This window comes from Dactylosporangium sp. NPDC005555 (assembly GCF_040605635.1).
In the GTDB taxonomy this organism is placed as follows: Bacteria; Actinomycetota; Actinomycetes; order Mycobacteriales; family Micromonosporaceae; genus Dactylosporangium.
The window spans coordinates 57,053-78,485 of sequence record NZ_JBEXDG010000003.1; the positions used below are offsets into that span (position 1 = coordinate 57,053).

Consider the following 21,433-nt stretch of genomic DNA (forward strand, 5'->3'; position numbering starts at 1 on the left):
CCGGTGGAAACCGTGCCGAAGTACACCGACGAAGAGTGGGGGCTCCTCGTGGGCCTGCCGCAGTCCGTGCTGATCGCCGCGTCCCAGGCCGAGCGGGACGGCAGCCGCCGGACCCGCGAGGAGTGGACGGCCGGCATGACCGCCATCGCCGACGGCCGCGACTCCGCCAGCGACCTGGTCCGCACCGTCGCCGCCGACGTGGTCGCCCGGCAGGGTGACATCGAGGAGGGCCTCGTGGGTGGTCAGGAGCCGCCGATCATCGAGTTCCCCGACCGCGAGGCCGGCATCGCCGACGTCATCGAGCGGGCGAAGGCCGCCCACGAGCTCCTGGCGGCGAAGGCCGCCGACGCGGACGCCGAGTCCTACCGCTTCTGGCTGATCACCCTCGCCGACCAGGTGGTGAGCGCGGCGAAGTCCGGCGACGTGCTCGGCTTCGGCGGCGAACTGGTCACCCCGGCCGAGCGCGCCTTCCGCGACGAGCTCGCCGCCGTGCTCGAAGTCTGAGGCGCCCCTCGTGATCCGGAAGACGTGTTGTCGCCTGAGCGGCACAAAGTCTTCCGGATCACGGGAAGGGTCAGGACTTGGCGACCTGGCGGAGGGCGTGGGCGGCGTCCAGGGCCGCGAGGGTGGCCGAGTAGCCCTTGTCCTCCGGCGAGCCCGGCAGTCCCGCCCGGGCCCGCGCCTGGTCGAGGTTGTCGACCGTCAGCACGCCGTGCGCGACCGGCGTCGACTCGTCCAGGGCGACCCTGGTCAGCCCGTCCGTCACCGACTGGCACACGTATTCGAAGTGGGCCGTGTCGCCGCGGACCACGACGCCGAGGGCGACCACCGCGTCGAAGCGGTGCGCGAGGGCCTGCGCCAGGACCGGCAGCTCGACGGCGCCGTCGACGCGGGCGACGGTGATGTGGTCGACGCCTGCTGCCTCGCCGGCCTCGATCGCCCGGTTGAGCATGTGGTCGACGAGCTCAGCGTGCCACCGGGTGGCCACGATGCCGAGCGTCAAACCGGTGCCGTCCACCCGCTGCAGCACGGGCGCCCCAATACCAGACATTACGCAAGTCCTTCCGCGACCTCGTCGAGCTCGTCCAGCAGGTGCCCCATGCGGTCCCGCTTGGTGCGCAGGTAGCGCACGTTCTCCGGGTGCGGCCGGGTCGGCAGCGACGCACGGCTCAGCACGGAAAGACCGTACCCTTCCAGGCCCGCGCGTTTCGCCGGGTTGTTCGTCAACAGGCGCATCGTCTTGATGCCGAGCTCGACGAGGATCTGCGCGCCGGTGCCGTAGTCGCGGGCGTCGGCGGGCAGGCCGAGGTCCAGGTTGGCGTCGACGGTGTCCCGGCCGAGGTCCTGCAGCTGATACGCCTGGAGCTTGTGCATCAGGCCGATGCCGCGCCCCTCGTGCCCGCGCATGTAGAGGACCACGCCGCGGCCCTCGGCGGCGACCATCTTCATGGACGCCTGCAGCTGCGGGCCGCAGTCGCAGCGCACGCTCGCGAAGACGTCGCCGGTGAGGCACTCGGAGTGGACCCGCACGAGGACGTCCTCGCCGTCGCCGAGGTCGCCGTAGACGAGCGCGATGTGCTCGCCCGCGTCGAACTCGGTCGTGTAGCCCACGGCCCGGAACACGCCGTGCTCGGTCGGCAGCCGGGTCTCGGCGACCCGGTCGACCTGCTTCTCGGTGTGCCGGCGGTAGGCGATGAGGTCCGCGATGCTGATCAGTGCCAGGTCGTGCAGCTCGGCGAAGGCGCGCAGGTCGGGCAGGCGCATCATGGTGCCGTCGTCGTTGACCATCTCGCACAGGACACCCGCGGGGCGCAGCCCGGCCATCGTGGCCAGGTCGACGGCGGCCTCGGTGTGCCCGGCGCGGCGCAGGACCCCGCCGTCCTTGGCCCGCAGCGGCACGATGTGCCCGGGACGGGACAGGTCGGTCGGCGCGGTGTCCTCGGAGGCGAGCAGGCGGATGGTGCGGGCCCGGTCGGCGGCGGAGATGCCGGTCGTGCCGCCGAAGCGGGCGTCGACGGTCACGGTGTACGCGGTGCCCCGGCGGTCCTGGTTCGTGCGGTACATCGGCGGCAGGTCGAGCCGGTCGGCCTCGGCCTCGGTGATCGGCACGCAGATGTAGCCCGACGTGTAGCGGACCATGAACGCGACGAGCTCCGGGGTGGCGAACTCGGCGGCGAAGATGAGGTCGCCCTCGTTCTCGCGGTCCTCGTCGTCCACGACGATGACCGCCTTGCCGGCGGCCATGTCCTTGACCGCCCGCTCGATCGGGTCCAGGGTCGTGGCGGGGGCGCTCGCAGCGCCGCCCTCGCCGTCCTGCGGCGGCACCGCGAGGCCGAGACGCACCTGAGCCTCGCCGCTTCGCTCCGTGGTGCTCATGCCTTCGCTCCCAGCAGCTTCTCGACGTACTTGGCCATGATGTCGACCTCCAGGTTGACCTTTTCGCCGACGCCTCTGGCACCGAGCGTCGTGAGCTTGAGCGTGGTCGGGATGAGCCCGACCGAGAACGTGTCGTCGGTGATGGCCATGACCGTCAGCGAGATCCCGTCGACGGTGATGGACCCCTTTTCCACGACGTACCGCGCGAGCTGAGGGGGAAGGGAGAACGTGACGGTCTCCCACTGGTCGCCGGACTCCCGGGACAGGACCGTGCCGACCCCGTCGACGTGGCCCTGCACGACGTGGCCACCGAGGCGGGTGGCCATGGTGGCGGCGCGCTCCAGGTTGACCGGCGAGCCGGCGGCGAGCGAGCCGAGCGTGGAGCGGTCCAGGGACTCGCCCATCACGTCGGCGGTGAAGACGCCGCCGGCGTTGTCCACGACGGTGAGACAGACGCCGTTGACGCTGATGGAGTCGCCGTGCGCGGCGTCGGAGGTGACCGTCGCGCCGCGGATCGACAGCCGGGCCGAGTCGCCGAGCGGGTCGATCGCGACGACCGTGCCGAGCTCTTCGATGATGCCGGTGAACACTGGTCACGCACCTCTCACTGTTGCCGTCAGGCGCACATCAGGCCCGATCATGGCGACGTCGACAACGTCGAGCGTCAAAGCTTGCGAGATCGTCGAAATTCCCGCGCCGGCCAGGGCGGCCGGTCCGGCGCCGAGCAGCTTCGGGGCGAGGTAGGCGACGACCCGGTCGACGAGGCCCCCGGCGAGGAACGCGCCGGCCAGGGTCGGGCCCCCTTCCAGGAGCGCCGTGCGGACGCCCCGCTCGTACAGCTGCCGCAGCATGTCCTGAAGGTCGACCCTGCCGCCGCCAGGTGCGGTGGCGACCCAGGTCGGCGCCGAGCCGTCCAGGACCTTCGCGGCAGGTGGTGTACGACTGCCGCCCTCCACCACCACCCGCAGCGGCTGCCGCGCCGCGGGGCCGCCGTCGGTGCGGACCGTGAGCTGCGGATCGTCCGCGAGGACGGTGCCGATGCCGGCGATGATCGCGTCGACGCCGCCCCGGATGCGGTGCACGTCGGCCCGCGCCTCCGGCGAGGTGATCCACTTGCTGGTGCCGTCGGCGGCGGCGGAGCGCCCGTCGAGCGTCGCGGCGAACTTCCAGATCACGTAGGGCGTGCCCCGCCCGACGGCGGTCAGCCAGCCGATCATGGCGTCCCGCGCGGCGGCGCGTCCCTCGCCGACGTCGACCGTGATCCCGGCCGCGCGCAGCGTCTCCGCGCCGCCCGCGGCCACCGGGTCCGGGTCGCTGACGGCGACGACGACCCGGTCGACGCCGGCCGCGATGAGCGCCCGGGTGCAGGGTCCGGTGCGACCCGTGTGGTCGCAGGGCTCCAGGGTGACGTAAGCGGTGGCTCCCCGGGCCCGGTCACCGGCCGCGGCGAGGGCGTTGACCTCGGCGTGCGGCCCTCCGGCGGGTGCGGTGCGGCCCTCACCGACGACGTCGCCGCCGGGGCCGACGAGGACGCAGCCGACGTTGGGGTTGGGGCTGGTCTCCCCCAGGCCGCGCAGCGACAGCGCTACGGCGCGCCGCATGTGCCCGGCGTCTGCGTCTGCGTCCATGGCCCTCTCCGCGCGGTGTGGTCACACGCGTCAGGGCTGATGGGGACGGCTGCGGGCGGGGACAAGGAAGCGCATGTGCGCAGGCCAGCCCCCAGGCGACCGTCGAGACGGACACCGGATCCCGCGCGCTGAGCTCCCATCCGGACTATGACCGTCGGCCCTGGACTCACACCAGATCCACCGGTCGACGGCTTCGACCGGGTCGCGGGCTCGCGGTCTACGACCGCTTACCGCCGGTTCGGAATTTCACCGAGCCCCGCCAGCGCGTGGTGGGTACGTAACCCGAGTCTTGCACATGAACGCGGCGACCGACCCGGTCCTTACCGAGGGACGTTTGTCACAGATGCACAGCACTACGCCGGTCGACAGCGACGTAGTTGCCGTTGTGCTTCTTCGCCACGGACTTCATGTCGGTGGCGACGGCGATGACCTCGCGGGGGTCGGTGAGCTGCCCGGTGGCGCCGGTCTGGCCGATCGCGACGCCGATCGACAGGGTCACCAGGTTGGCCTGCTGGACCTCGCCGTTGCGCTGCACGACATCGACGAAGCCGCGCTCGGCGTCGGCCGGGTCGTAGAGCCCGTCCGACGCCGTCTGGAACTCCAGGATCGCCTTCGACAGCATCGGTTTGAGCTGGTCGGGGCTGCACACGACGAGGAAGTCGTCGCCGCCGATGTGGCCGAGGAACGCCGGTGGCAGCCCGACCTCGACGACGGCGCGGTGCAGCGCCCGGGCGAGCGCGGTGATGAACTCGTCGCCGCGGGCGAACCCGTAGACGTCGTTGACGGCCTTGAACCGGTCGATGTCGACGTGGGAGACGGCGTAGTCGGTGCCGGCCCGGGCCCGGTCGGTGATCTCGCGCAGGATCCGGCTGTTGCCGGGCAGCCCGGTCAGCGGCGACACCTCACGGTTCTCCTGGTTGCGGCGCAGCGTGGAGCGGACCCGCGCGACGAGCTCCAGGGTGTCGAACGGCTTCACCAGGTAGTCGTCGGCGCCCGCCTGCAACCCGATGACCTTGTCCGCGGTCTGCCCGCGCGCGGTCAGCAGGATCACCGGGATCGGCGCCGTCATCGGGTCGGCGCGTAGCCGCCTGGTCAGCTCGAGCCCGTCGAGCTGCGGCATCATCCAGTCGACGACGGCGAGGGCCGGCATGTGCTCCTCGATGAGGCGCAGCGCGGTCGCACCGTCGTGGGCGAGCAGCACCCGATAGCCCTCGAGCCTGAGGTTGACCTCGATGAACCGGGCGATGTCGACGTCGTCGTCGACAACGAGGATGGTGTCGGGCTCGCTCATGCGTGTCCTCCGCGCTTCCTCGGCCGCTCGCGTCCGCTCAGCCGCTCGCCAGGGCGCGGAGCCTGCGCACCGCGGCGGCCGGGTCCTCGGCGCCGAAGACGGCGGTGCCGGCGACGAACGTGTCGGCACCCGCTTCGGCGCAGGCCGCGATCGTATCGTCGGCCACTCCGCCGTCAACTTCAATGCGGAGCTCCAGATGGCCCGCGTCGACGTGCCGCCGGGCCGCGCGGACCTTGTCCAGCAGCTCCGGGATGAACGACTGGCCGCCGAACCCGGCCTTGATCGTCATGATCAGCAGCAGGTCGAAGTGCGGCAGCAGGTCCAGATAGCCCTCGACCGGCGTGTCCCGGTCGATCGCCAGCCCGGCGCGGCTGCCCGCGGCCCGCAGGTCCTTCGCGATCGCCGCCGGGTCGGTGGCCGCCTCCGCGTGGAACGTGACGTTGTAGGCGCCCGCCTCCGCGTACTGCGTCGCCCACCGCGCCGGGTCCGCGATCATCAGGTGGCAGTCGAACGGCAGCGTCGTCGCCTTGCGCAGGCTCCGCACCACCGGCAGCCCGATCGTCAGGTTGGGCACGAAGTGGTAGTCCATGACGTCGACGTGCAGCCAGTCGGCGCTGCCCTCCACCGTCGCGGCGGACTCGGCGAGCCGGGCGAAGTCCGCGGCGAGGATGGACGGTGCGATCACGGTGTTGCTCACACGAGCACTCTAGGCGACGGCCCGGCTCCGGCAGCGGTATGGGTTCGGCTGGGTATGGGGGACAATCGACGGATGGTTGATGTCGTCGATGTGATCGTCGCCGATCACGTCCGGTTCGAGACGCTGCTCCGCATCCTGCGCGACCGCGCCCACCCGGACCTCGCGGAGCACCGCCGGCGCACCCTGACCGAGCTCGCCGACCTGCTCGTCGCGCACGCCACGGCCGAGGAGTCCGAGGTCTATCCGAAGCTGCGCGAGCTGACCGGCGGTGACGGCCATGTCGAGCACGGGGAGGACGAGCACCTCGACGGTCACCGGCGGCTGCTCGCCCTCCTCGATGTGCCGGACGTGACGTCGACGACCTTCGACAAGGCCGCCAGCTTGCTCGCGAACTCGCTGTACCACCACCTCGACGAGGAGGAGCGGACCTTGATCAACGACGCCCGCGGCCTCGACACGGCGACCCGCCAGGCGCTCGGCGACGCGTGGATCGCCGAGCGCGACCGCCTCATCGGCCAGTCCTGCGGTGCCCGCGAGGTGGTCGCCGCGCTCCTGCCGCCGTCATGAGCCCGCCGTCATGAGCCCGCCGTCATGAGCCCGGTCTCATGATCCCGGGCGGTGCCGGTGGCAGGACCGGCTCCGGCCGCCGCGACCGTCCGGGATCATGAGGCGGAGCGGCGCAGCAGGGCGAGGAACATCGCGTCGGTGCCGTGGCGGTGCGGCCAGAGCTGCACCGTCGGGCCCGTCCCGAGGTCGGGCAGCGAGCCGGGCAGGAACGCGCGGGCGTCGAGCAGGTCCAGGTCGATCGAGGACCTGCGGGCAGCCTCGGTGACCGACACCTCCGTCTCCGCCTGGTGCGGGGAGCAGGTGACGTAGGCGACCACCCCGCCCGGCCGGACCGCCCGGAACGCGGCCTGCAGCAGCTCCCGCTGCAGCCGGGTCAGCGGCGGCAGGTCCGACGGCTGGCGGCGCCAGCGCGCCTCGGGGCGGCGGCGCAGCGCGCCCAGGCCGGTGCAGGGGGCGTCGACCAGGACCCGGTCGAAGCCGCCCTCGGGCAGGTCGGCGTCCTTGCCCACGTCGCGGCCGTCGGCGTGGATCGTGTACACCGGCAGCCCCTCGGTGGCCTTGGCGACCAGCTCGGCGCGGTGGTGGGCGACCTCGACGGCGGTGACGTGCGCGTCGCGGTCGCGGGCGAGCGCGCCGAGCAGCCCGGCCTTGCCGCCGGGGCCGGCGCACAGGTCGAGCCACCGCTCGTCCCGGCCGTCCAGCGGCGCGGCGGCGAGGGCGGCGGCGACGAGCTGACTGCCCTCGTCCTGCACGTGGGCGCGGCCGTCGCGGATCGCCGGGATGCCCCCGGGGTCGCCGCCGCCGGACAGGACCACGGCGTACGGCGAATACCGCCCGACGGTCGCGCCCCGCAGCGACGCCGCGAACGCCGCGGGGTCGATGAGGCCGGGGCGGGCGCACAGGTGCACGGGCGCCGCGAGGTTGTCGGCGTCGAGGGCGAGCTCCGCCTCGTCGAGCGAGCCGAGCGCGTCGGTGAACGCGCGCACGATCCACTGCGGGTGCGCGTGGTTGAGCGCGGCCGCCTCGAACGGGTCGGCGGGCGCCAGCCGCGACAGCCACGCGTCGCGGTCGGACTCGGCGACGCGGCGCAGGACCGCGTTGGCGAAGCCGGCGGCGCCCGGGACCAGCGAACGGACCAGATCGACGGTCGTGGCGACCGCCGCGTGCGCGCCGACGCGCATGTTGAGCAGCTGATACGCGCCGATGCGCAGCGCGTCGCGGACGGGCGGGTCGATGCGGTCGACGGCCCGGTCCGCGGCGGCGGCGACGATCGCGTCGAGGGTGCCGGTCTGGCGCAGCGTCCCGTAGGTCAGCTCGGTCGCGAACGCGGCGTCGCGGCCGGTGACCCCGGTCTCGCGGAGCAGCTTCGGCAGCACGAGGTTGGCGTACGCGTCGTCGCGGTGCACGGCGGCCACGGCCTCGTATGCGGCCTCGCGGGCGGGGTCGATCGCGGGCCGGCCACCGCGCGGCGGCCGGACGAGCCGGTCGTCGCGGGCACCCGCCGGGCGCGGCCCCGGCCCCCGCTGGGGCGACCTCAAGACGAGGCTCCGGAGGACGGCGCTCCGGAAGCCGAGCCACCGGACGACGACGCCCCTGAAGGCGGCGCTTCGGAGGACGACGCTTCGGAGGACGACGTCGCCCCAGAAGACGGCGACGCGGAAGACGACGCTCCGGACGACGAACCACCGGAGGACGACGCCCCGGACGACGGCGCTTCGGAGGACGACACCGCCCCGGAAGACGGCGACGGCGTGTCGGGCGAAGCCCCGGACGACGGCGCGGCGGACGCCGGGACGCCGAGCACGACGCCGGACTCGATGCGGGCGCCGCGGGCCCAGGCGTCGGCCGGCATGGCCTTCTTGCCGGGTGCGGTGACGGTGCCGAGCGCGACGGGAACCGTGCCGGTGCCGACGAGGACCCTGTTGCGCTCGACGGCGACGACACCCGGGCTGAGGGTCGCTCCCCCGCCGATCACCGAGGCCGCGGTCACCGGGGTGACGGGGCCGAGCTTCAGCCGGTCGCCGCGCAGCGTCGTCCACGCGCCGGGCGCGGGCGTGCACGCCCTGACCCGCCGGTCGACGGCGAACGCCGGGTCCTCCCACCGGACGAGCGCGTCGTCGACGGTGAGCTTCGGAGCGCTGGAGATGCCCTCGTGCGGCTGCGGCACGGCGGTGATCTCACCGGAGGCGATGCCGTCCAGCACGGACACCAGCAGCTGGGCGCCCGACACTGCGAGCCGCTCCAGCAGGTCGCCGGACGTGTCGCGGGCGCCGACCGGCTCGGTGAGCGTGCCGAAGACGGGACCCGTGTCGAGCCCCTCCTCCAGGAGGAACACGCTGGCCCCGGTCATGTCGTCGCCGTGCAGGACCGCGTGCTGGACCGGCGCCGCGCCGCGCCACGCGGGCAGCAGCGAGAAGTGCAGGTTGATCCACCCGAACCGGGGGATGTCGAGCGCGACCCGGGGCACCAGCGCGCCATAGGCCACGACCGGGCAGCAGTCGGGCTCCAGGGCGGCCAGCTGCGCGAGGAACTCCGGCTCGCGGGGGCGCGCGGGCGTCAGCACCGGGATGCCGCGCTCGGCCGCCCAGGCGCTGACCGGGGACGGCACCAGCTGCCGGCCGCGGCCGGACGGCGCGTCGGGGCGGCTGACGACCGCGACGAGCTCGTGGGAGGAGGCGGCGATCGCGTCGAGGGCGGGCAGCGCCACCGCGGGCGTGCCCGCGAAGACGATCCTCACCGGCCGAACAGACCGTGCGGGCTGGTCTTCACGACCGGCGGGGCCTCGGGGTTGTACCACTCGGCGGCACGGATCTCCTTCATCGCCTGCTTGCGCCGGTCGGCGTCGAGCCGGTCGACGAACAGGACCCCGTCGAGGTGGTCGGTCTCGTGCTGCGCGCAGCGCGCCATCAGCCCGGTGCCGACGATCTGGACCGGGTCGCCGTGCTCGTTGAAGCCCTTGGCGATCACGTGCTGCCGGCGCTTGGTGTCCACATAGACGCCGGGGATGGACAGGCAGCCCTCGGGGCCGTCCTGCTCCTCCTCGTCTGGGAACTCCAGGACCGGGTTGACCAGGTGCCCGATGACGTCGTCGACGTCGAAGGTGAACACGCGCAGCCCCACACCGATCTGCGGGGCGGCGAGGCCGGTCCCGTTCTGCTGGCCCATGGTGTCGAGCAGGTCCTTGACCAGCTTGCGCAGCTCACGGTCGAAGTCCACGACACTGTCGGCGGGTGTGCGCAGCACCGGGTCGCCGAAGATGCGGACGGACTGGACGGTCAAACGAGGCACCCCAAATCTGATTCGAGTCAAGCAAGTCTAGTGTGGCGCGATGACGAGCCTGCACCTGCGTGGCACCGTGCTCCCGGAGGGTGACGTCCGCGACATCTGGGTCGTCGGCGACCGGCTCACCTTCACCCGCCCGCCGGGTGGGAGCACGTCCGTCCACGAGGGCGGGTTCATCCTGCCAGGGCTGGTCGACGCGCACGCGCACCTCGGGCACGACGCCGGGACCATGGCGTTCGATCCGGCCCTGTTCGAGGCGGCCGCCCTCGCGTACGCCGGCGACGGCACCCTGCTGCTCCGCGTGCCCGGCCATCGGGAGCCCGTACCGACGCCGCTGCGGCAACGGCAGGACCTGCCGCGGCTCGTCACCGCCGGGCCGTGGCTGGCGTGGCGGGGGCTGGAGGAGCTCGACGACCTGCAGACCGTGCCCGCGGACCTGACCGCCGCAGGGGTGGCGCAGGCACTCGCCAACGACGGCTGGTGCAAGACCTACGGCGACTGGGAGTTCGACAGGGCGAAGACGCCGCAGCCGGTGCTGCGGGAGCTCTGCGACGCCGTGCACGCGGTGAACGGGCGGGTGGCCGCGCACTGCCAGACCGCCGAGGGCACCCGCAGCGCCGTCCTGGCCGGGGTGGACTCGATCGAGCACGCCTGGTTCCTGACCCCGGACCTCCTCGACGTGCTCGCCGCGCGGGGCGGTGCGGTGACGCCGACGTGGAGCGGGTTCGCCGGCCATGTCAGCAACGTCCGGACGAAGCCGGAGGGACCGCGCAAGGACTGGTTCCTCGGTGGCGTCGAGAGCCTGCGCGTCGCGACCGTCGACGCGTGGGAGGCCGGCGTGACCGTCCTGGCCGGCACCGACTCGCTCGGCCACGGCGACGTCGTCGCCGAGATCGGGCACCTGATCGCCGCTGGTCTGCCGCCGGCCGCGGCGATCGGCGCCGGGTGCTGGGACGCCCGCCGGTACCTGGGGTTCCCGGGCATCGAGGAGGGCGCGCCCGCCGACCTCGTCGCCGTCGCCGAGGACCCGCGGGTGACGCCGGGGGCGCTGCGACACCCGTCACTGGTGCTCCTCAGGGGACGCACAGCGAAACGGCGCTAGCCTCGGCCAGGTGGCCACCACCGTCTCGCTGCGTTCGCTCCTGCCGTACCTGAGTGACCACCGCCGGACGCTCGTCGTCGTCGGCGGGCTGTCGCTGCTCGGCTCCGTCACCACCCTCGCCCAGCCGCTGCTGACCCGGGACGTCCTGGACAAGCTGCAGGCGTCCGAGGCGATCGGGCGGACCGTCCTGCTGCTCGTCGTCGTGCTCGCCGCGGTCGCGCTGCTCAACGCGCTGCGCGACTACCTGCTGCAGCGCACCGCCGAGGGGCTGGTGCTGACCGCGCGGCGGCGGCTGACCCGGCACCTGCTGCGGCTGCCGATCGCCGAGTACGACCAGCGCCGCACCGGCGACCTGCTGTCCCGCGTCGGCGCCGACACGACGCTGCTGCGGGCCGTCGTCACGTCCGGGCTGTTCGAGACCGTCACCGGCGCCGTCATGGTCGTCGGCGCCGCCGTCGCGATGCTGCTGCTCGACCCGATCCTGTTCCTCACCGCCGGCGGCGGGCTCGCGCTCGGGCTGTCGATCGCGGTGATCTTCTCCCGCCGGGTCCGGCCCGCGTCGCAGGAGGCGCAGGCGCGCATCGGCGACATGACCAGCGCCGTGGAGCGGGCCCTGTCCGCCGCGCGCACGATCCGGGCCAGCAACGCCGAGGACCGTGAGGTCGCCACCGTCGAGACCGGCGCCGAGGAGGCGTACAAGGCGGGCGTGCGGATCGCGAAGCTGCAGGCGCTCGTCGGGCCGGCCAGCATCGCCGCGATCCAGGGCGCGTTCCTGCTGCTGCTCGGCGTCGGCGGCGCGCGCGTCGCGAACGGCACGATCTCCGTCGGCGACCTGGTGGCGTTCGTCCTCTACCTGTTCTTCCTGGTCATGCCCTTGGGTCAGGCGCTGCACGCGTACACCCAGCTGCAGACCGGACTCGGTGCCCTGCAACGCATGCAGGACATCCTGGACGTGCCCCTCGAGGAGGACGCGGGCACGGCCACGGTCGCCACGACCCCGGTCGCCGTCGCGTTCGAGGACGTCACGTTCGGCTATGCCGCCTCGCTGGAGCCGGTCGTCCGCGAGGTGTCGTTCCAGGTGGCGTACGGCACCCGCACCGCCCTCGTGGGCCCCTCCGGGGCCGGCAAGTCGACGATCCTGCAGCTGGTCGAGCGCTTCTACGACGCCACGTCCGGCACCGTCCGGGTCGCCGGCGCCGACGTGCGGGACCTGCCCCGCCAGACCCTGCGCGCCCAGCTCGGCTACGTCGAGCAGGAGGCTCCGGTGCTCGCCGGGACACTGCGGGAGAACCTGCGGCTCACCACGCCCGGCGCCACCGACGCGCAGATGCTGGAGGTCCTCGACGCGGTCAACCTCGCCGAGGTCGTCGACCGGACGCCGCTGGGCCTGGACGCGCAGGTCGGCGAGGGTGGTGTGCTGCTGTCCGGCGGCGAGCGGCAGCGCCTGGCGATCGCCCGGACGCTGCTCGCGGCGCCGCCGATCCTGCTGCTGGACGAGCCGACGTCCAACCTCGACGCGCGCAACGAGGTGGCATTGCGCCAGGCGATCGACACCGTGGCGCACAATCGGACGATGATCGTCGTCGCGCACCGCCTGTCGACCGTGGTCGACGCGGACCAGATCGTGGTCATGGAGGCGGGCCGGGTCGTCGCCGTCGGCCGGCACGCCGACCTCCTCGGCTCCAGCGACCTGTACCGCGAGCTCGCCACCAATCAGTTGCTGGTCGCGTGAGGGGACCGGGGACGGTCTGGGTCGTCGCGGGGCCGCCCGGGGCGGGCAAGTCGACGGTCGCGGATCTGCTGATCGGGCTGCTCGACCCGGCGCCGGCGCTGCTGGACAAGGACACGCTCTACGGCGGGTTCGTCTCGGCGACCCTCGCGGCCGCCGGCCGGTCCCCGGGCGAGCGCGAGGGTGTCTGGTACGACGCGAACGTCAAGCTGCACGAGTACGCCGGGCTGGCCGCCGCCGCCCGCGAGATCCGCGCCCGGGGCTGCTCGGTGGTGCTGTCGGCGCCGTTCACCGGGCAGATCTCCGACGCGGGCCGCTGGGCCGGGTTCGTGTCCGCCCTCGGCGGCGACCCCGTGCACCTGGTGTGGGTGCGGTCCGACCCGGCGACGCTGCGGGCCCGGCTCGTGGCCCGCGGCTCGCACCGCGACGGCCAGAAGCTGGACCGCTGGGACGACTTCCTCGCCGCGATCCCGCCGGACCGCCCGCCGGTCGTCCCCCACCGCGAGGTCGACAACCGCGACGGCGCCCCACCCCTGGAAACCACCCTCGCCGCATTCCTGCGGTGAGCCGACCCGGCCCTGCGGTAAAGCGGCCCTGATCCCGGCAGCACGAGCACCCGCGCCACGGTCCGTGGGTGGCGTTCGGCGTATGGCGGGGTGAACACGTCGCCTTTTCCCGGATTTTTCTGAAGCGGACCGGTATTCCGCGGCGTGGAGCACCGGTCCGCTTCCTGAAAATTGCCGAAGGGCGACGCGTTCGCCCGCGACACGCCCGACGTTGACGACAGCCCGCCCGCAGCCTCTGCGGGTGGCGGCAGGTCGAGCGTTACAGCAGGTCGAGGGGGTCGACCTGGACGCGGACCGGGTCGGCGGCCCTGCGGGCGGAGCGCAGGCCGGCGGCGGAGCGCAGGGCGAGGGCGAGGGCCCGGCCGGCGGACCTGCCGGTGCGCACCAGCATGCGTTCCTGGCCGTCGGCGGCGGGGACCGGGCCGAGGACCTCGGCGCCGGGCGGGAGGTTCGCGGCGGCGAGGAGGTCCGCGACCGCGGCCGGGGTGCCGGTCAGCGACGCCATCCGCATCACCGGCGGGAAGCCGAGCTCGCGCCGGTCGGCGAGCTCACGGGCGGCCAGCCAGCCCGGGTCGAAGCGGACGAGCGCCTGCACCACCGCGAGCGACGCGTCCGCGACGACGACGACCGTGCCGGTGCGCCGGGTCAGGGCCGCCGCGGTCAGCCACCGGCGCAGCGCCTCCTCCGTGCCGCGCAGGTCGGCGCGGGTGAGCAGGGCCCAGCTGTCGAGCAGGAGCACGGCGCCGTACCCACCGTCGGCGACCGGCTCGGCGCCCGGGGTCGACACGACGATCGACGCCTGGCCCGGGACCCGGTCCAGGACGCCGTCGCGCCCCGAGGTCCGCACCGGCGTGTCGGGGAACGCGCGGGCCAGTTCCTCCGCGGTGCGCCGCGCGCCGACGACGGACGCCCGCAGGCGCCGGCTGCCGCACTCGGGGCAGGCGTACGCGGCGGCGACCCTCCCGCACCACCGGCACAACGGCGGCGCGGTCGCCGACGGCAGCGCGAGCGGGCCGGAGCAGTTGGGGCAGCGCGCCGCGGTGTAGCACTCGGCGCAGGCGACCGACGGGATGTACCCGCGCCGCGGCACCTGGATGAGCACCGGCGCGTCGCGCAGCAACGCGTCCCGGGCGGCCCGCCAGGCGGCGGTCGGCAGCCGCGCCGAGACCGCGCCCGGGTCGCGGGCCATCTGCTCGTCCTCGCCGACGGTCACCACCTGCGGCATGTGCCGGCGCAGCACGCCCCGGGCGGCAGCCACCTCGATCGCCCAGCCGGTCTCGATGAGTTGCTGGGCTTCCGCCGTACGCGCGAACCCGCCGACGATGATGCCGCATCCTGCCTGCTCGGCGCGCGCGAGCAGGACCTGCCTGGCGTGCGGGTAGGGCGCCCTGGGCTCGGCGTGCAGGTCGTCGCCGTCGTCCCAGATCGCGACGAGGCCGAGGTCGTCGACGGGCGCGAAACACGCGGCTCGGGTGCCGATGACGACCCGCGCCCGGCCGCGGGAGGCGGCGAGGAAGCGCCGGTACCGCTCAGCGGGCCCGAGCGCGGCCGACAGCGCGACGTGCGCCCCGGCGCCACCGAGGGCGGTGGTCATGGCCTTGTCGAGCCGGTCCAGGTCGCGGGCGTCGGCGACGACGATCAGGGAGCCCCTGCCACCGGCGAGGGCGCTCGCCGCGGCCTCGGCGAGCCTGGCGGGCCAGTCCTCCCCGGGCAGCGCGGTCCACACGGCGTGCGGCCGCCGGCCGTCACCGAGCGCCCGCAGCAGCGCGACCCCCGCGGTGTACTGCCGCCATCCCGCCTCACTGACCGCCGGGACGTTGCGCCCGCCCTCGGTTGCCGGAGACATCCCGGCAGCCGCGCTCGCCCTGGCGACCGGCTCTCCGGCAACCACGCCTGCCTTGGCGACCGGCACCCCGGCGGCCACGTCTCCCGCAGCAGCGGATCCCACGGCGGCCACCCCTCCCCCAGCGGGGGGCATACCGGCAGGCGCATCTCCCGCAGCGGCGAAGCCCTCGGCCGCGGACTTCCCGGCCGCAGCGGCTCCCGCGACGGCGGATCCCGTAACGGCGGATCCCGTAACGGCGGGCCTCCCGGCGGCCGCGCCTCCCGCGACGGCGCCTCCCGCGACGGCGCCTCCCGCGACGGCGGACCGTTCGGCGGATGTGCTCGGCGAGGAGGCCCGGCCCCCCGCGGCCGCGTCTGCCCCGGCGGCCGACTTCTCGGCGGCCGCGTGGCGGGGCGGGATCGCCAGGCGGAGGACGTCGGACATGGTGCCCGCGTAGCGGTCGGCGATCTCCCTGGCCAGGGCGGCGATCTCCGGCCGCAGCACAGGCTCCGGCGACACGACCTTGTCCAGGAACGTGAGCTTGCCGTCGTGGTCCGACTCCGTGACCCGCTCGAGGAGGTATCCGTCGGCGAGCTGGCCGGCGAAGCGGACCTTCACCCGTACGCCGGGCTGCGCGGCGGCGTCGAGGGCGGCCGGCACCAGGTAGTCGAACGGGCGGTCGAGGTGTGGCAGCGGGACATCGACGCAGATGCGGGCGACCGGCAGCTCGGCGGCGGCCTCACGGGGCGGCGCCGACTTCGCCGTGCGGGCCTTCCCGGCGGTGCGGGCGTTCCCGGCGACCCGCTCCGCGGCGGCCTTCCCTGCCGGCTTTCCGGCGGTCTTCCCCGCCGGCTCCAGAGATGGGAAGAGACCGTCCTGTGATAGGTCCCCAACCGGGCCGGAAATAGACGTTGGCCGATCAATCCCGGTATCAGATTGATCGGCCAACGTCGAAGTGCCGATCAGGCGCCGGCGGCGGACTTCAGCTCTGCGGTCCGGCTCGCCTGCTCCCACGTGAAGCCGGGCAGCTCGCGGCCGAAGTGACCGTAGGCCGCGGTCTGCTGATAGACCGGCTTGAGCAGGTCGAGGTCGCGGATGATCGCGGCCGGGCGCAGGTCGAAGACCTCGTTGATGGCCTTCTCGATCCGCTCGACCGGCACGACCTCGGTGCCGAAGGTCTCCACGAACAGCGAGACGGGGTGCGCCTTGCCGATCGCGTAGGCGACCTGGACCTCGCAGCGCTCGGCCAGGCCCGCGGCCACGACGTTCTTGGCGACCCAGCGGGTGGCGTACGCCGCGGAGCGGTCGACCTTCGACGGGTCCTTGCCGGAGAACGCGCCGCCGCCGTGGCGGGCGTAGCCGCCGTAGGTGTCGACGATGATCTTGCGGCCGGTGAGGCCGGCGTCGCCCATCGGGCCGCCGATCTCGAAGCGGCCGGTCGGGTTGACCAGCAGGCGGTAGCCGTCGGTCTCCAGGCCCAGGCCCTCCAGTTCGGGGGCGATGACGTGCTCGCGCACGTCGGGGGTCAGCAGCGACTCGAGCGAGATGTCGGGCGCGTGCTGGCTGGACACGACGACCGTGTGCAGGCGGACCGGGCGCAGGCCGTCGTATTCGATGGTGACCTGCGTCTTGCCGTCGGGCCGCAGGTAGGGGATGGTGCCGTCCTTGCGGACCGCGGAGAGGCGGCGGGCGAGCCGGTGCGCGAGCGCGATCGGCAGCGGCATGAGCTCGGGCGTCTCGCTGCACGCGAAGCCGAACATCATGCCCTGGTCGCCGGCGCCCTGCAGGTCGAGGTTGTCGCCGCCGGAGGAGCCCTCGCGGACCTCGATGGCCGAGTCGACGCCCTGCGCGATGTCGGGCGACTGGGCGCCGATCGACACGCTCACGCCGCAGGAGGCGCCGTCGAAGCCCTTCTTCGACGAGTCGTACCCGATGCCGAGGATCGTCTCGCGGACGATCTTGGCGATGTCGGCGTAGGCAGTCGTGGTCACCTCACCGGCGACGTGGACCTGGCCGGTGGTGATCAGCGTCTCGACGGCGACCCGACTGCGGGCGTCCTGCGTGAGGAGCGCGTCGAGGATGCCGTCGCTGATCTGATCGGCGATCTTGTCCGGGTGACCTTCGGTGACCGACTCTGACGTGAACAGGCGGCGGGCCAATGGTGCTCCTCAGGGATACGGCGTCGGTTGTGGTTTCGCAGCAGTGTACGACCTGGCGCTCGCGAACCTCTAAAGGCATGGTCGAGCCTGGACGGCCACCACGCTGCGGAACCGCCACGATCAGGGGAAACGGGCGACAACCCGGTCCAAAATCCTATCGGCTAGGTCGTCTTTGGACAGTTCGGGCAATGCGTCACGGGTCCCGTCGGCGCCGAGGATCACCGCCTGGTTGTGCTCGGCGCCGAACGTCCTGTCGATCCCGACCTCGTTGACGACGATGAGATCCGCCCGCTTGCGGAGCAGCTTTTCGTGACCGTTGGCGACGGCCTGCTCGATCGAGGCGGTCTCGGCGGCGAACGCGACGAGCACCTGCCCGTCGGGCTTCGCGGCGCCGAGCTCGGCGGCGATGTCGGGGTTGGTGACCAGCTCCAGGGTCGGCGCCGTGCCGTCCACCTTCTTGATCTTGCCCGGGGCGAAGACGGCGGGCCGGAAGTCGGCCGGCGCGGCCGCCATGACCACGGCGTCGGCCTTCGCGGCGGCGTCCAGGGTCGCGACCCGCAGCTCCTCGGTGGTGGAGACCCTGACCAGGTCGGCGCCGGCCGGGTCGGGCAGCGACACGTTCGCCGAGATGAGCGTCACCCGCGCGCCGCGGGCGACGGCGGCCCGCGCGATCGCGTAGCCCTGCTTGCCGGAGGACCGGTTGCCGATGAATCTGACAGGGTCGATGGGCTCGCGTGTACCGCCGGCGGTGACCACCACGTGCCGCCCCACCAGGTCCGGGGTCAGGTCGCCGCGGCGCATGAGCCGCTGGGCGGTGGCGAAGATCGCGGCCGGGGCGGGCAGCCGGCCCTTGCCGGTGTCGGCGCCGGTGAGCCGTCCCACGTCGGGCTCGAGGACCAGCGCGCCGCGCGCCCTGAGCGTCTCGACGTTGGCCCGGGTGGCGGGGTGCTCCCACATCTCCGTGTGCATCGCGGGCGCGAAGAGCACCGGGCACCGGGCGGTGAGCAGCGTGTTGGTGAGCAGGTCGTCGGCGAGCCCGTGCGCGGCCTTGGCCAGCAGGTCGGCGGTGGCGGGGGCGACGACGACGAGGTCTGCCTCGCGGCCGAGCCGGACGTGCGGCACCTCGTGGGCTCCGGTCCAGACGTCGGCGCTGACCGGCTGCCCGGACAGGGCGGCCCAGGTGGCCTCGCCGACGAACGTGAGCGCCGCCGCGGTCGGCACGACCCGCACCCGGTGACCGGACTCGGTCAGCAGCCGCAGCAGCTCACAGGCCTTGTAGGCGGCGATCCCGCCGCCGACGCCGAGAACGACCCGCGGCCGGTCACCGGCGCCGCCGTCCTCGGCGTGCATGTCGGACTAGACCTCTTCGATGCGCTCGGCGGTCAGCAGGCCGCTGTTGATCTCGCGCAGCGCGATGGACAGCGGCTTCTCCTGCGGCGTGGTCTCCACCAGGGGACCCACGTATTCGAGAAGGCCCTCACCCAGCTGGCTGTAGTAGGCGTTGACCTGACGGGCGCGCTTCGCCGCGAAGATCACCAGCGCGTACTTCGAGGTGGTCTTCTCCAGCAGCTCGTCGATGGGCGGGTTGGTGATGCCCTGGGGGTCTGCCACGGTTCCGGCCACGAAACAACCTCACGACTTCCAATTGACAGCTCGCTAACCCGTAAACCCTACCAGCCTGCCCAAACGCCAACGCGCCCGGACCGTTGGAACGGTCCGGGCGCGTCGAGGTCTACACACTGGTCCGGGGGGACCTACCTGGCGGCAGTCACTTGCCGCCGGCGAACTCCCCGAGCAGTGCCTTGCGCTGCTGGTCGCCGAGGCCGCGAAGGCGGCGGCTGTCGGCGATCTTCAGCTTCTCCATGATCTGCGTCGCGCGGATCTTGCCGATGCCGGGCATTGCCTGCAGCACGGCCGAAACCCGAAGCTTGCCGACGACGTCGTCGGACTCCGCACGATCGAGCACGGCAGCGAGGGTGGTCTTCCCCTGCTTCAGTTGCTCCTTCAGCTCAGCGCGAGCCTTACGAATCTCAGCCGCCTTTTCCAATGCGGCTGCGCGCTGTTCCGGGCTCAGTGACGGGAGCGGCACCAGGTCTCCTCAGGTCCCTTGAAAAGAATGTTGATGGTCTAGCGCCGGGAAAACTAGCGGTCACGAGCCATTTCGGCAACGTGAGAATCCCATGATCGACGGCCGGTGGCGGACTGATGATCAGCCGGTGACCGCCAGAGCGGCCGCGCACTCGTCACGCGCCCGCTCCGCGGCGGCACGCAGCGTGGCGACGTCCGGGCCCGCGCCGAGGATCTCCCGGGAGTACGACGGCAGCACGTCAGAGGCTTGATCACCGAACGCGGCGCGCAGTCCGTCGGCCCTGCCGCCCTGAGCCCCCAGGCCCGGCGCCAGGATCGGGCCATTGAGGTTCGTCAGGTCGTGGCCGTGCTCGCCGAGCGTCGCGCCGATCACCACGCCGATGTCGCCAAGTGGGGCCACACCCGCGTTGAGCTGGGAAATCTCGTCGATGACGGTCTGCGCGACGGTCCTGCCGGAGGCGCCGACGGCCCGCTGGACGGACGCACCCTCGGGATTCGAGGTGAGGGCGAGGACAAACGCGCCGAGCCCGTTCGCGGCCGCCTTGTCGAAGATCGGGCGCAGCGATCCGACCCCGAGGAAGGGGCTGACGGTGATCGCGTCGGCCCTCAGCGGGGCTGCTGAATCGAGGTAGGCGTCGGCGTACGCGGCGGCCGTGGAGCCGATGTCACCCCGCTTGACGTCGAGAATCACAAGCGTCCGGGTGCCGTCGAACTGTCGGATAGTTGACTCCAGGACCGCTATGCCCCTGGAGCCGAAACGCTCAAAAAAGGCAGACTGCGGCTTGATCACCGCCACCCGGTCGGCCAGGGCCTCCCCCACCGTCCGACTGAACGCTTCCAGGCCCTTGACATCGTCGGAGAGCCCCCAGGCGGCCAGCAGGGAGGGGTGAGGGTCGATCCCCACGCACAGTGGTCCCAGCGCGTCCGTGGCGGCCCTCAGCCGGGCTCCGAAGCGGTCGCTCACGTCTGCTCCCTCGTGGCTTGCACGGCCTGCCGTACGAGGCGGGGACCGCGGTAGATGAGTCCGGTGTAGAGCTGCACGAGCGACGCCCCGGCGTCCAGCATCCGGGTCACGTCGCCGCGGGTGGTGATCCCGCCCACGCCGACGACCGGCAGGCCGCTCTCCTTGGCGACGAAACGCACGACCTCCAGGGCGCGCGCGGCCAGGGGGCGACCGGACAGGCCGCCGGTCTCGGCGGTCGTCACGCCGGGCCGGGCGATGGTCGTGTTGGTGGCGATCAGCCCGGCGACGCCGTGGCCGAGGCACACGTCCAGCAGCTCGCCGAGCGCGGTGTCCGTGAGGTCCGGGGCGACCTTGACCAGGATCGGCCGGCGGTCCCGGTTCTCGGCCTGCAGCGCGCCCAGGAGCGCCGACAGGTGGGCCCTGTCCTGCAGCTCCCGCAACCCCGGCGTGTTCGGCGAGCTGACGTTCACGGCGAAGTACGCGCCGTGCTCGTACAACACCCGGAAACTGCTGACGTAGTCCTCGACGGCACCGGTCAGCGGCGTCACCTTGGACTTGCCGAGGCTGATCCCGAGCGGCACGGGCAGCGGCCCGAGAGCCCGCAACCGCGCCGCGAGCGCCTGAGCGCCGGCGTTGTTGAAGCCCATCCGGTTGACGATCGCCTCCTGCTCCGGGAAGCGGAACAGGCGGGGGCGGTCGTTGCCGGGCTGCGGGTGCCAGGTGACGGTGCCGACCTCGACGAAGCCGAAGCCGAGCCGTGGCCAGGCCCGCAGCGCCCGGCCGTCCTTGTCCATGCCGGCGGCGAGCCCGACCGCGTTCGGGAAGTCGATCCCGAACACGGTCCGGCGCGCGCCGGCCGGGCTGTGGGCCCGTCCGGCCGGCACCCGCGACAGCCAGCGCAGCGTCCGCTCGTGCACCGCCTCGGCGTCGCCGCCGCCGAGGCGGAACAGGACCGGGCGGACGAGACGTTCGTAGCTCACGACACCGCCTCCGGCGTCGCCGCGAGCCAAACCTGCACTATCTGCTCGCGGCCCGAGCCGCTCCGCTGGCCGCTCACGACACCGCCTCCGGCGTCACCGCGAGCCAAACCAGACCCGAGCCGCTTCGCTGGCCGCTCACGACGCCGCCTCCGGCGTCGCCGCGAGCCAAACCTGCACCA

General features: G+C 73.2%; 20 protein-coding genes, 1 pseudogene and 1 riboswitch. Of the genes and pseudogenes, 5 read left to right on the forward strand and 16 right to left on the reverse strand.

From position 1 onward, the window contains the following. The first annotated feature begins 3 nt into the window (after positions 1-3). Positions 4-504, forward strand: a complete 501-nt coding sequence (locus ABZS58_RS04570; RefSeq protein ID WP_354777551.1) for a hypothetical protein — start codon at positions 4-6, stop codon at positions 502-504. A gap of 70 nt (positions 505-574) precedes the next feature. Here ABZS58_RS04570 and ribH read toward each other — a convergent pair whose 3' ends face one another. From ribH to rpe, 6 genes are all read right to left on the reverse strand, one after another. Beyond that, positions 575-1,051: a 6,7-dimethyl-8-ribityllumazine synthase gene (gene ribH / locus ABZS58_RS04575; RefSeq protein ID WP_354777553.1), complete on the reverse strand. Its 477-nt coding sequence runs from the start codon at positions 1,049-1,051 to the stop codon at positions 575-577. Continuing rightward, the gene (locus tag ABZS58_RS04580) at positions 1,051-2,244 is read right to left on the reverse strand and encodes a bifunctional 3,4-dihydroxy-2-butanone-4-phosphate synthase/GTP cyclohydrolase II (protein WP_354778030.1); all 1,194 of its coding nucleotides are present in this window, start codon (positions 2,242-2,244) and stop codon (positions 1,051-1,053) included. The genes ribH and ABZS58_RS04580 overlap by 1 nt, the downstream gene beginning before the upstream one ends. 128 nt (positions 2,245-2,372) lie before the next feature. Next, positions 2,373-2,966: a riboflavin synthase gene (locus tag ABZS58_RS04585; protein WP_354777555.1), complete on the reverse strand. Its 594-nt coding sequence runs from the start codon at positions 2,964-2,966 to the stop codon at positions 2,373-2,375. 3 nt (positions 2,967-2,969) lie between these two features. Beyond that, positions 2,970-4,004 carry a bifunctional diaminohydroxyphosphoribosylaminopyrimidine deaminase/5-amino-6-(5-phosphoribosylamino)uracil reductase RibD gene (gene ribD, locus ABZS58_RS04590; protein WP_354777557.1) on the reverse strand — a complete coding sequence of 345 codons (1,035 nt, stop codon included), beginning with the start codon at positions 4,002-4,004 and terminating at the stop codon, positions 2,970-2,972. A 123-nt stretch (positions 4,005-4,127) separates the two neighbouring features. Further along, positions 4,128-4,272: riboswitch (FMN riboswitch) on the reverse strand. Between the two features lie 69 nt (positions 4,273-4,341). Beyond that, positions 4,342-5,295 (reverse strand): response regulator, encoded by a 954-nt coding sequence (locus ABZS58_RS04595; RefSeq protein WP_354777559.1) that lies wholly within the window; start codon positions 5,293-5,295, stop codon positions 4,342-4,344. A 37-nt stretch (positions 5,296-5,332) separates the two neighbouring features. Further along, complete coding sequence (rpe, locus tag ABZS58_RS04600) at positions 5,333-5,992, reverse strand: ribulose-phosphate 3-epimerase (protein WP_354777561.1); 660 nt, start codon at positions 5,990-5,992, stop codon at positions 5,333-5,335. 72 nt (positions 5,993-6,064) lie between these two features. Between rpe and ABZS58_RS04605 the strand changes: the two genes are divergently transcribed. Next, on the forward strand, positions 6,065-6,559 hold the full coding sequence (locus ABZS58_RS04605; RefSeq protein WP_354777563.1) for a hemerythrin domain-containing protein: 495 nt from the start codon (positions 6,065-6,067) through the stop codon (positions 6,557-6,559). Between the two features lie 95 nt (positions 6,560-6,654). Here the strand turns inward: ABZS58_RS04605 and ABZS58_RS04610 are convergent, their stop codons facing one another. From ABZS58_RS04610 to def, 3 genes and pseudogenes are all read right to left on the reverse strand, one after another. Further along, positions 6,655-8,097, reverse strand: a complete 1,443-nt coding sequence (locus tag ABZS58_RS04610) for an RsmB/NOP family class I SAM-dependent RNA methyltransferase (RefSeq protein ID WP_354777565.1) — start codon at positions 8,095-8,097, stop codon at positions 6,655-6,657. Between the two features lie 260 nt (positions 8,098-8,357). Further along, positions 8,358-9,296: pseudogene (gene fmt, locus ABZS58_RS04615) on the reverse strand (methionyl-tRNA formyltransferase); the annotation flags it as partial. Further along, positions 9,293-9,838: a peptide deformylase gene (gene def, locus ABZS58_RS04620; protein ID WP_354777567.1), complete on the reverse strand. Its 546-nt coding sequence runs from the start codon at positions 9,836-9,838 to the stop codon at positions 9,293-9,295. The pseudogene fmt and the gene def, both read right to left, overlap by 4 nt. Positions 9,839-9,887: 49 nt before the next feature. Here def and ABZS58_RS04625 point away from each other — a divergent pair, with 49 nt between their 5' ends. The 3 genes from ABZS58_RS04625 to ABZS58_RS04635 are packed head-to-tail and all read left to right on the forward strand — an operon-like array spanning position 9,888 to position 13,238. Then, positions 9,888-10,943, forward strand: coding sequence for an amidohydrolase family protein (locus ABZS58_RS04625; RefSeq protein WP_354777569.1), 1,056 nt, complete (start codon positions 9,888-9,890; stop codon positions 10,941-10,943). A 10-nt stretch (positions 10,944-10,953) separates the two neighbouring features. Continuing rightward, complete coding sequence (locus ABZS58_RS04630; protein WP_354777571.1) at positions 10,954-12,675, forward strand: ABC transporter ATP-binding protein; 1,722 nt, start codon at positions 10,954-10,956, stop codon at positions 12,673-12,675. Further along, positions 12,672-13,238 carry an AAA family ATPase gene (locus ABZS58_RS04635; protein ID WP_354777573.1) on the forward strand — a complete coding sequence of 189 codons (567 nt, stop codon included), beginning with the start codon at positions 12,672-12,674 and terminating at the stop codon, positions 13,236-13,238. Before ABZS58_RS04630 ends, ABZS58_RS04635 begins: the two co-directional genes overlap by 4 nt. Positions 13,239-13,497: 259 nt before the next feature. Here the strand turns inward: ABZS58_RS04635 and ABZS58_RS04640 are convergent, their stop codons facing one another. From ABZS58_RS04640 to ABZS58_RS04670, 7 genes are all read right to left on the reverse strand, one after another. Beyond that, positions 13,498-15,789, reverse strand: a complete 2,292-nt coding sequence (locus ABZS58_RS04640; protein ID WP_354778032.1) for a primosomal protein N' — start codon at positions 15,787-15,789, stop codon at positions 13,498-13,500. 236 nt (positions 15,790-16,025) lie between these two features. After that, positions 16,026-17,222: a methionine adenosyltransferase gene (metK, locus tag ABZS58_RS04645; RefSeq protein ID WP_354777575.1), complete on the reverse strand. Its 1,197-nt coding sequence runs from the start codon at positions 17,220-17,222 to the stop codon at positions 16,026-16,028. Positions 17,223-17,342: 120 nt separating this feature from the next. Next, positions 17,343-18,572: a bifunctional phosphopantothenoylcysteine decarboxylase/phosphopantothenate--cysteine ligase CoaBC gene (gene coaBC, locus ABZS58_RS04650; protein ID WP_354777577.1), complete on the reverse strand. Its 1,230-nt coding sequence runs from the start codon at positions 18,570-18,572 to the stop codon at positions 17,343-17,345. 6 nt (positions 18,573-18,578) lie between these two features. Beyond that, positions 18,579-18,845, reverse strand: a complete 267-nt coding sequence (gene rpoZ / locus ABZS58_RS04655) for a DNA-directed RNA polymerase subunit omega (protein ID WP_033356843.1) — start codon at positions 18,843-18,845, stop codon at positions 18,579-18,581. A gap of 145 nt (positions 18,846-18,990) precedes the next feature. Further along, positions 18,991-19,311: an integration host factor, actinobacterial type gene (gene mihF / locus ABZS58_RS04660; RefSeq protein ID WP_033356842.1), complete on the reverse strand. Its 321-nt coding sequence runs from the start codon at positions 19,309-19,311 to the stop codon at positions 18,991-18,993. A 120-nt stretch (positions 19,312-19,431) separates the two neighbouring features. Beyond that, positions 19,432-20,274, reverse strand: coding sequence for an orotidine-5'-phosphate decarboxylase (gene pyrF, locus ABZS58_RS04665; protein WP_354777580.1), 843 nt, complete (start codon positions 20,272-20,274; stop codon positions 19,432-19,434). After that, the gene (locus tag ABZS58_RS04670) at positions 20,271-21,254 is read right to left on the reverse strand and encodes a quinone-dependent dihydroorotate dehydrogenase (RefSeq protein ID WP_354777581.1); all 984 of its coding nucleotides are present in this window, start codon (positions 21,252-21,254) and stop codon (positions 20,271-20,273) included. Before ABZS58_RS04670 ends, pyrF begins: the two co-directional genes overlap by 4 nt. Positions 21,255-21,433: the final 179 nt, after the last annotated feature.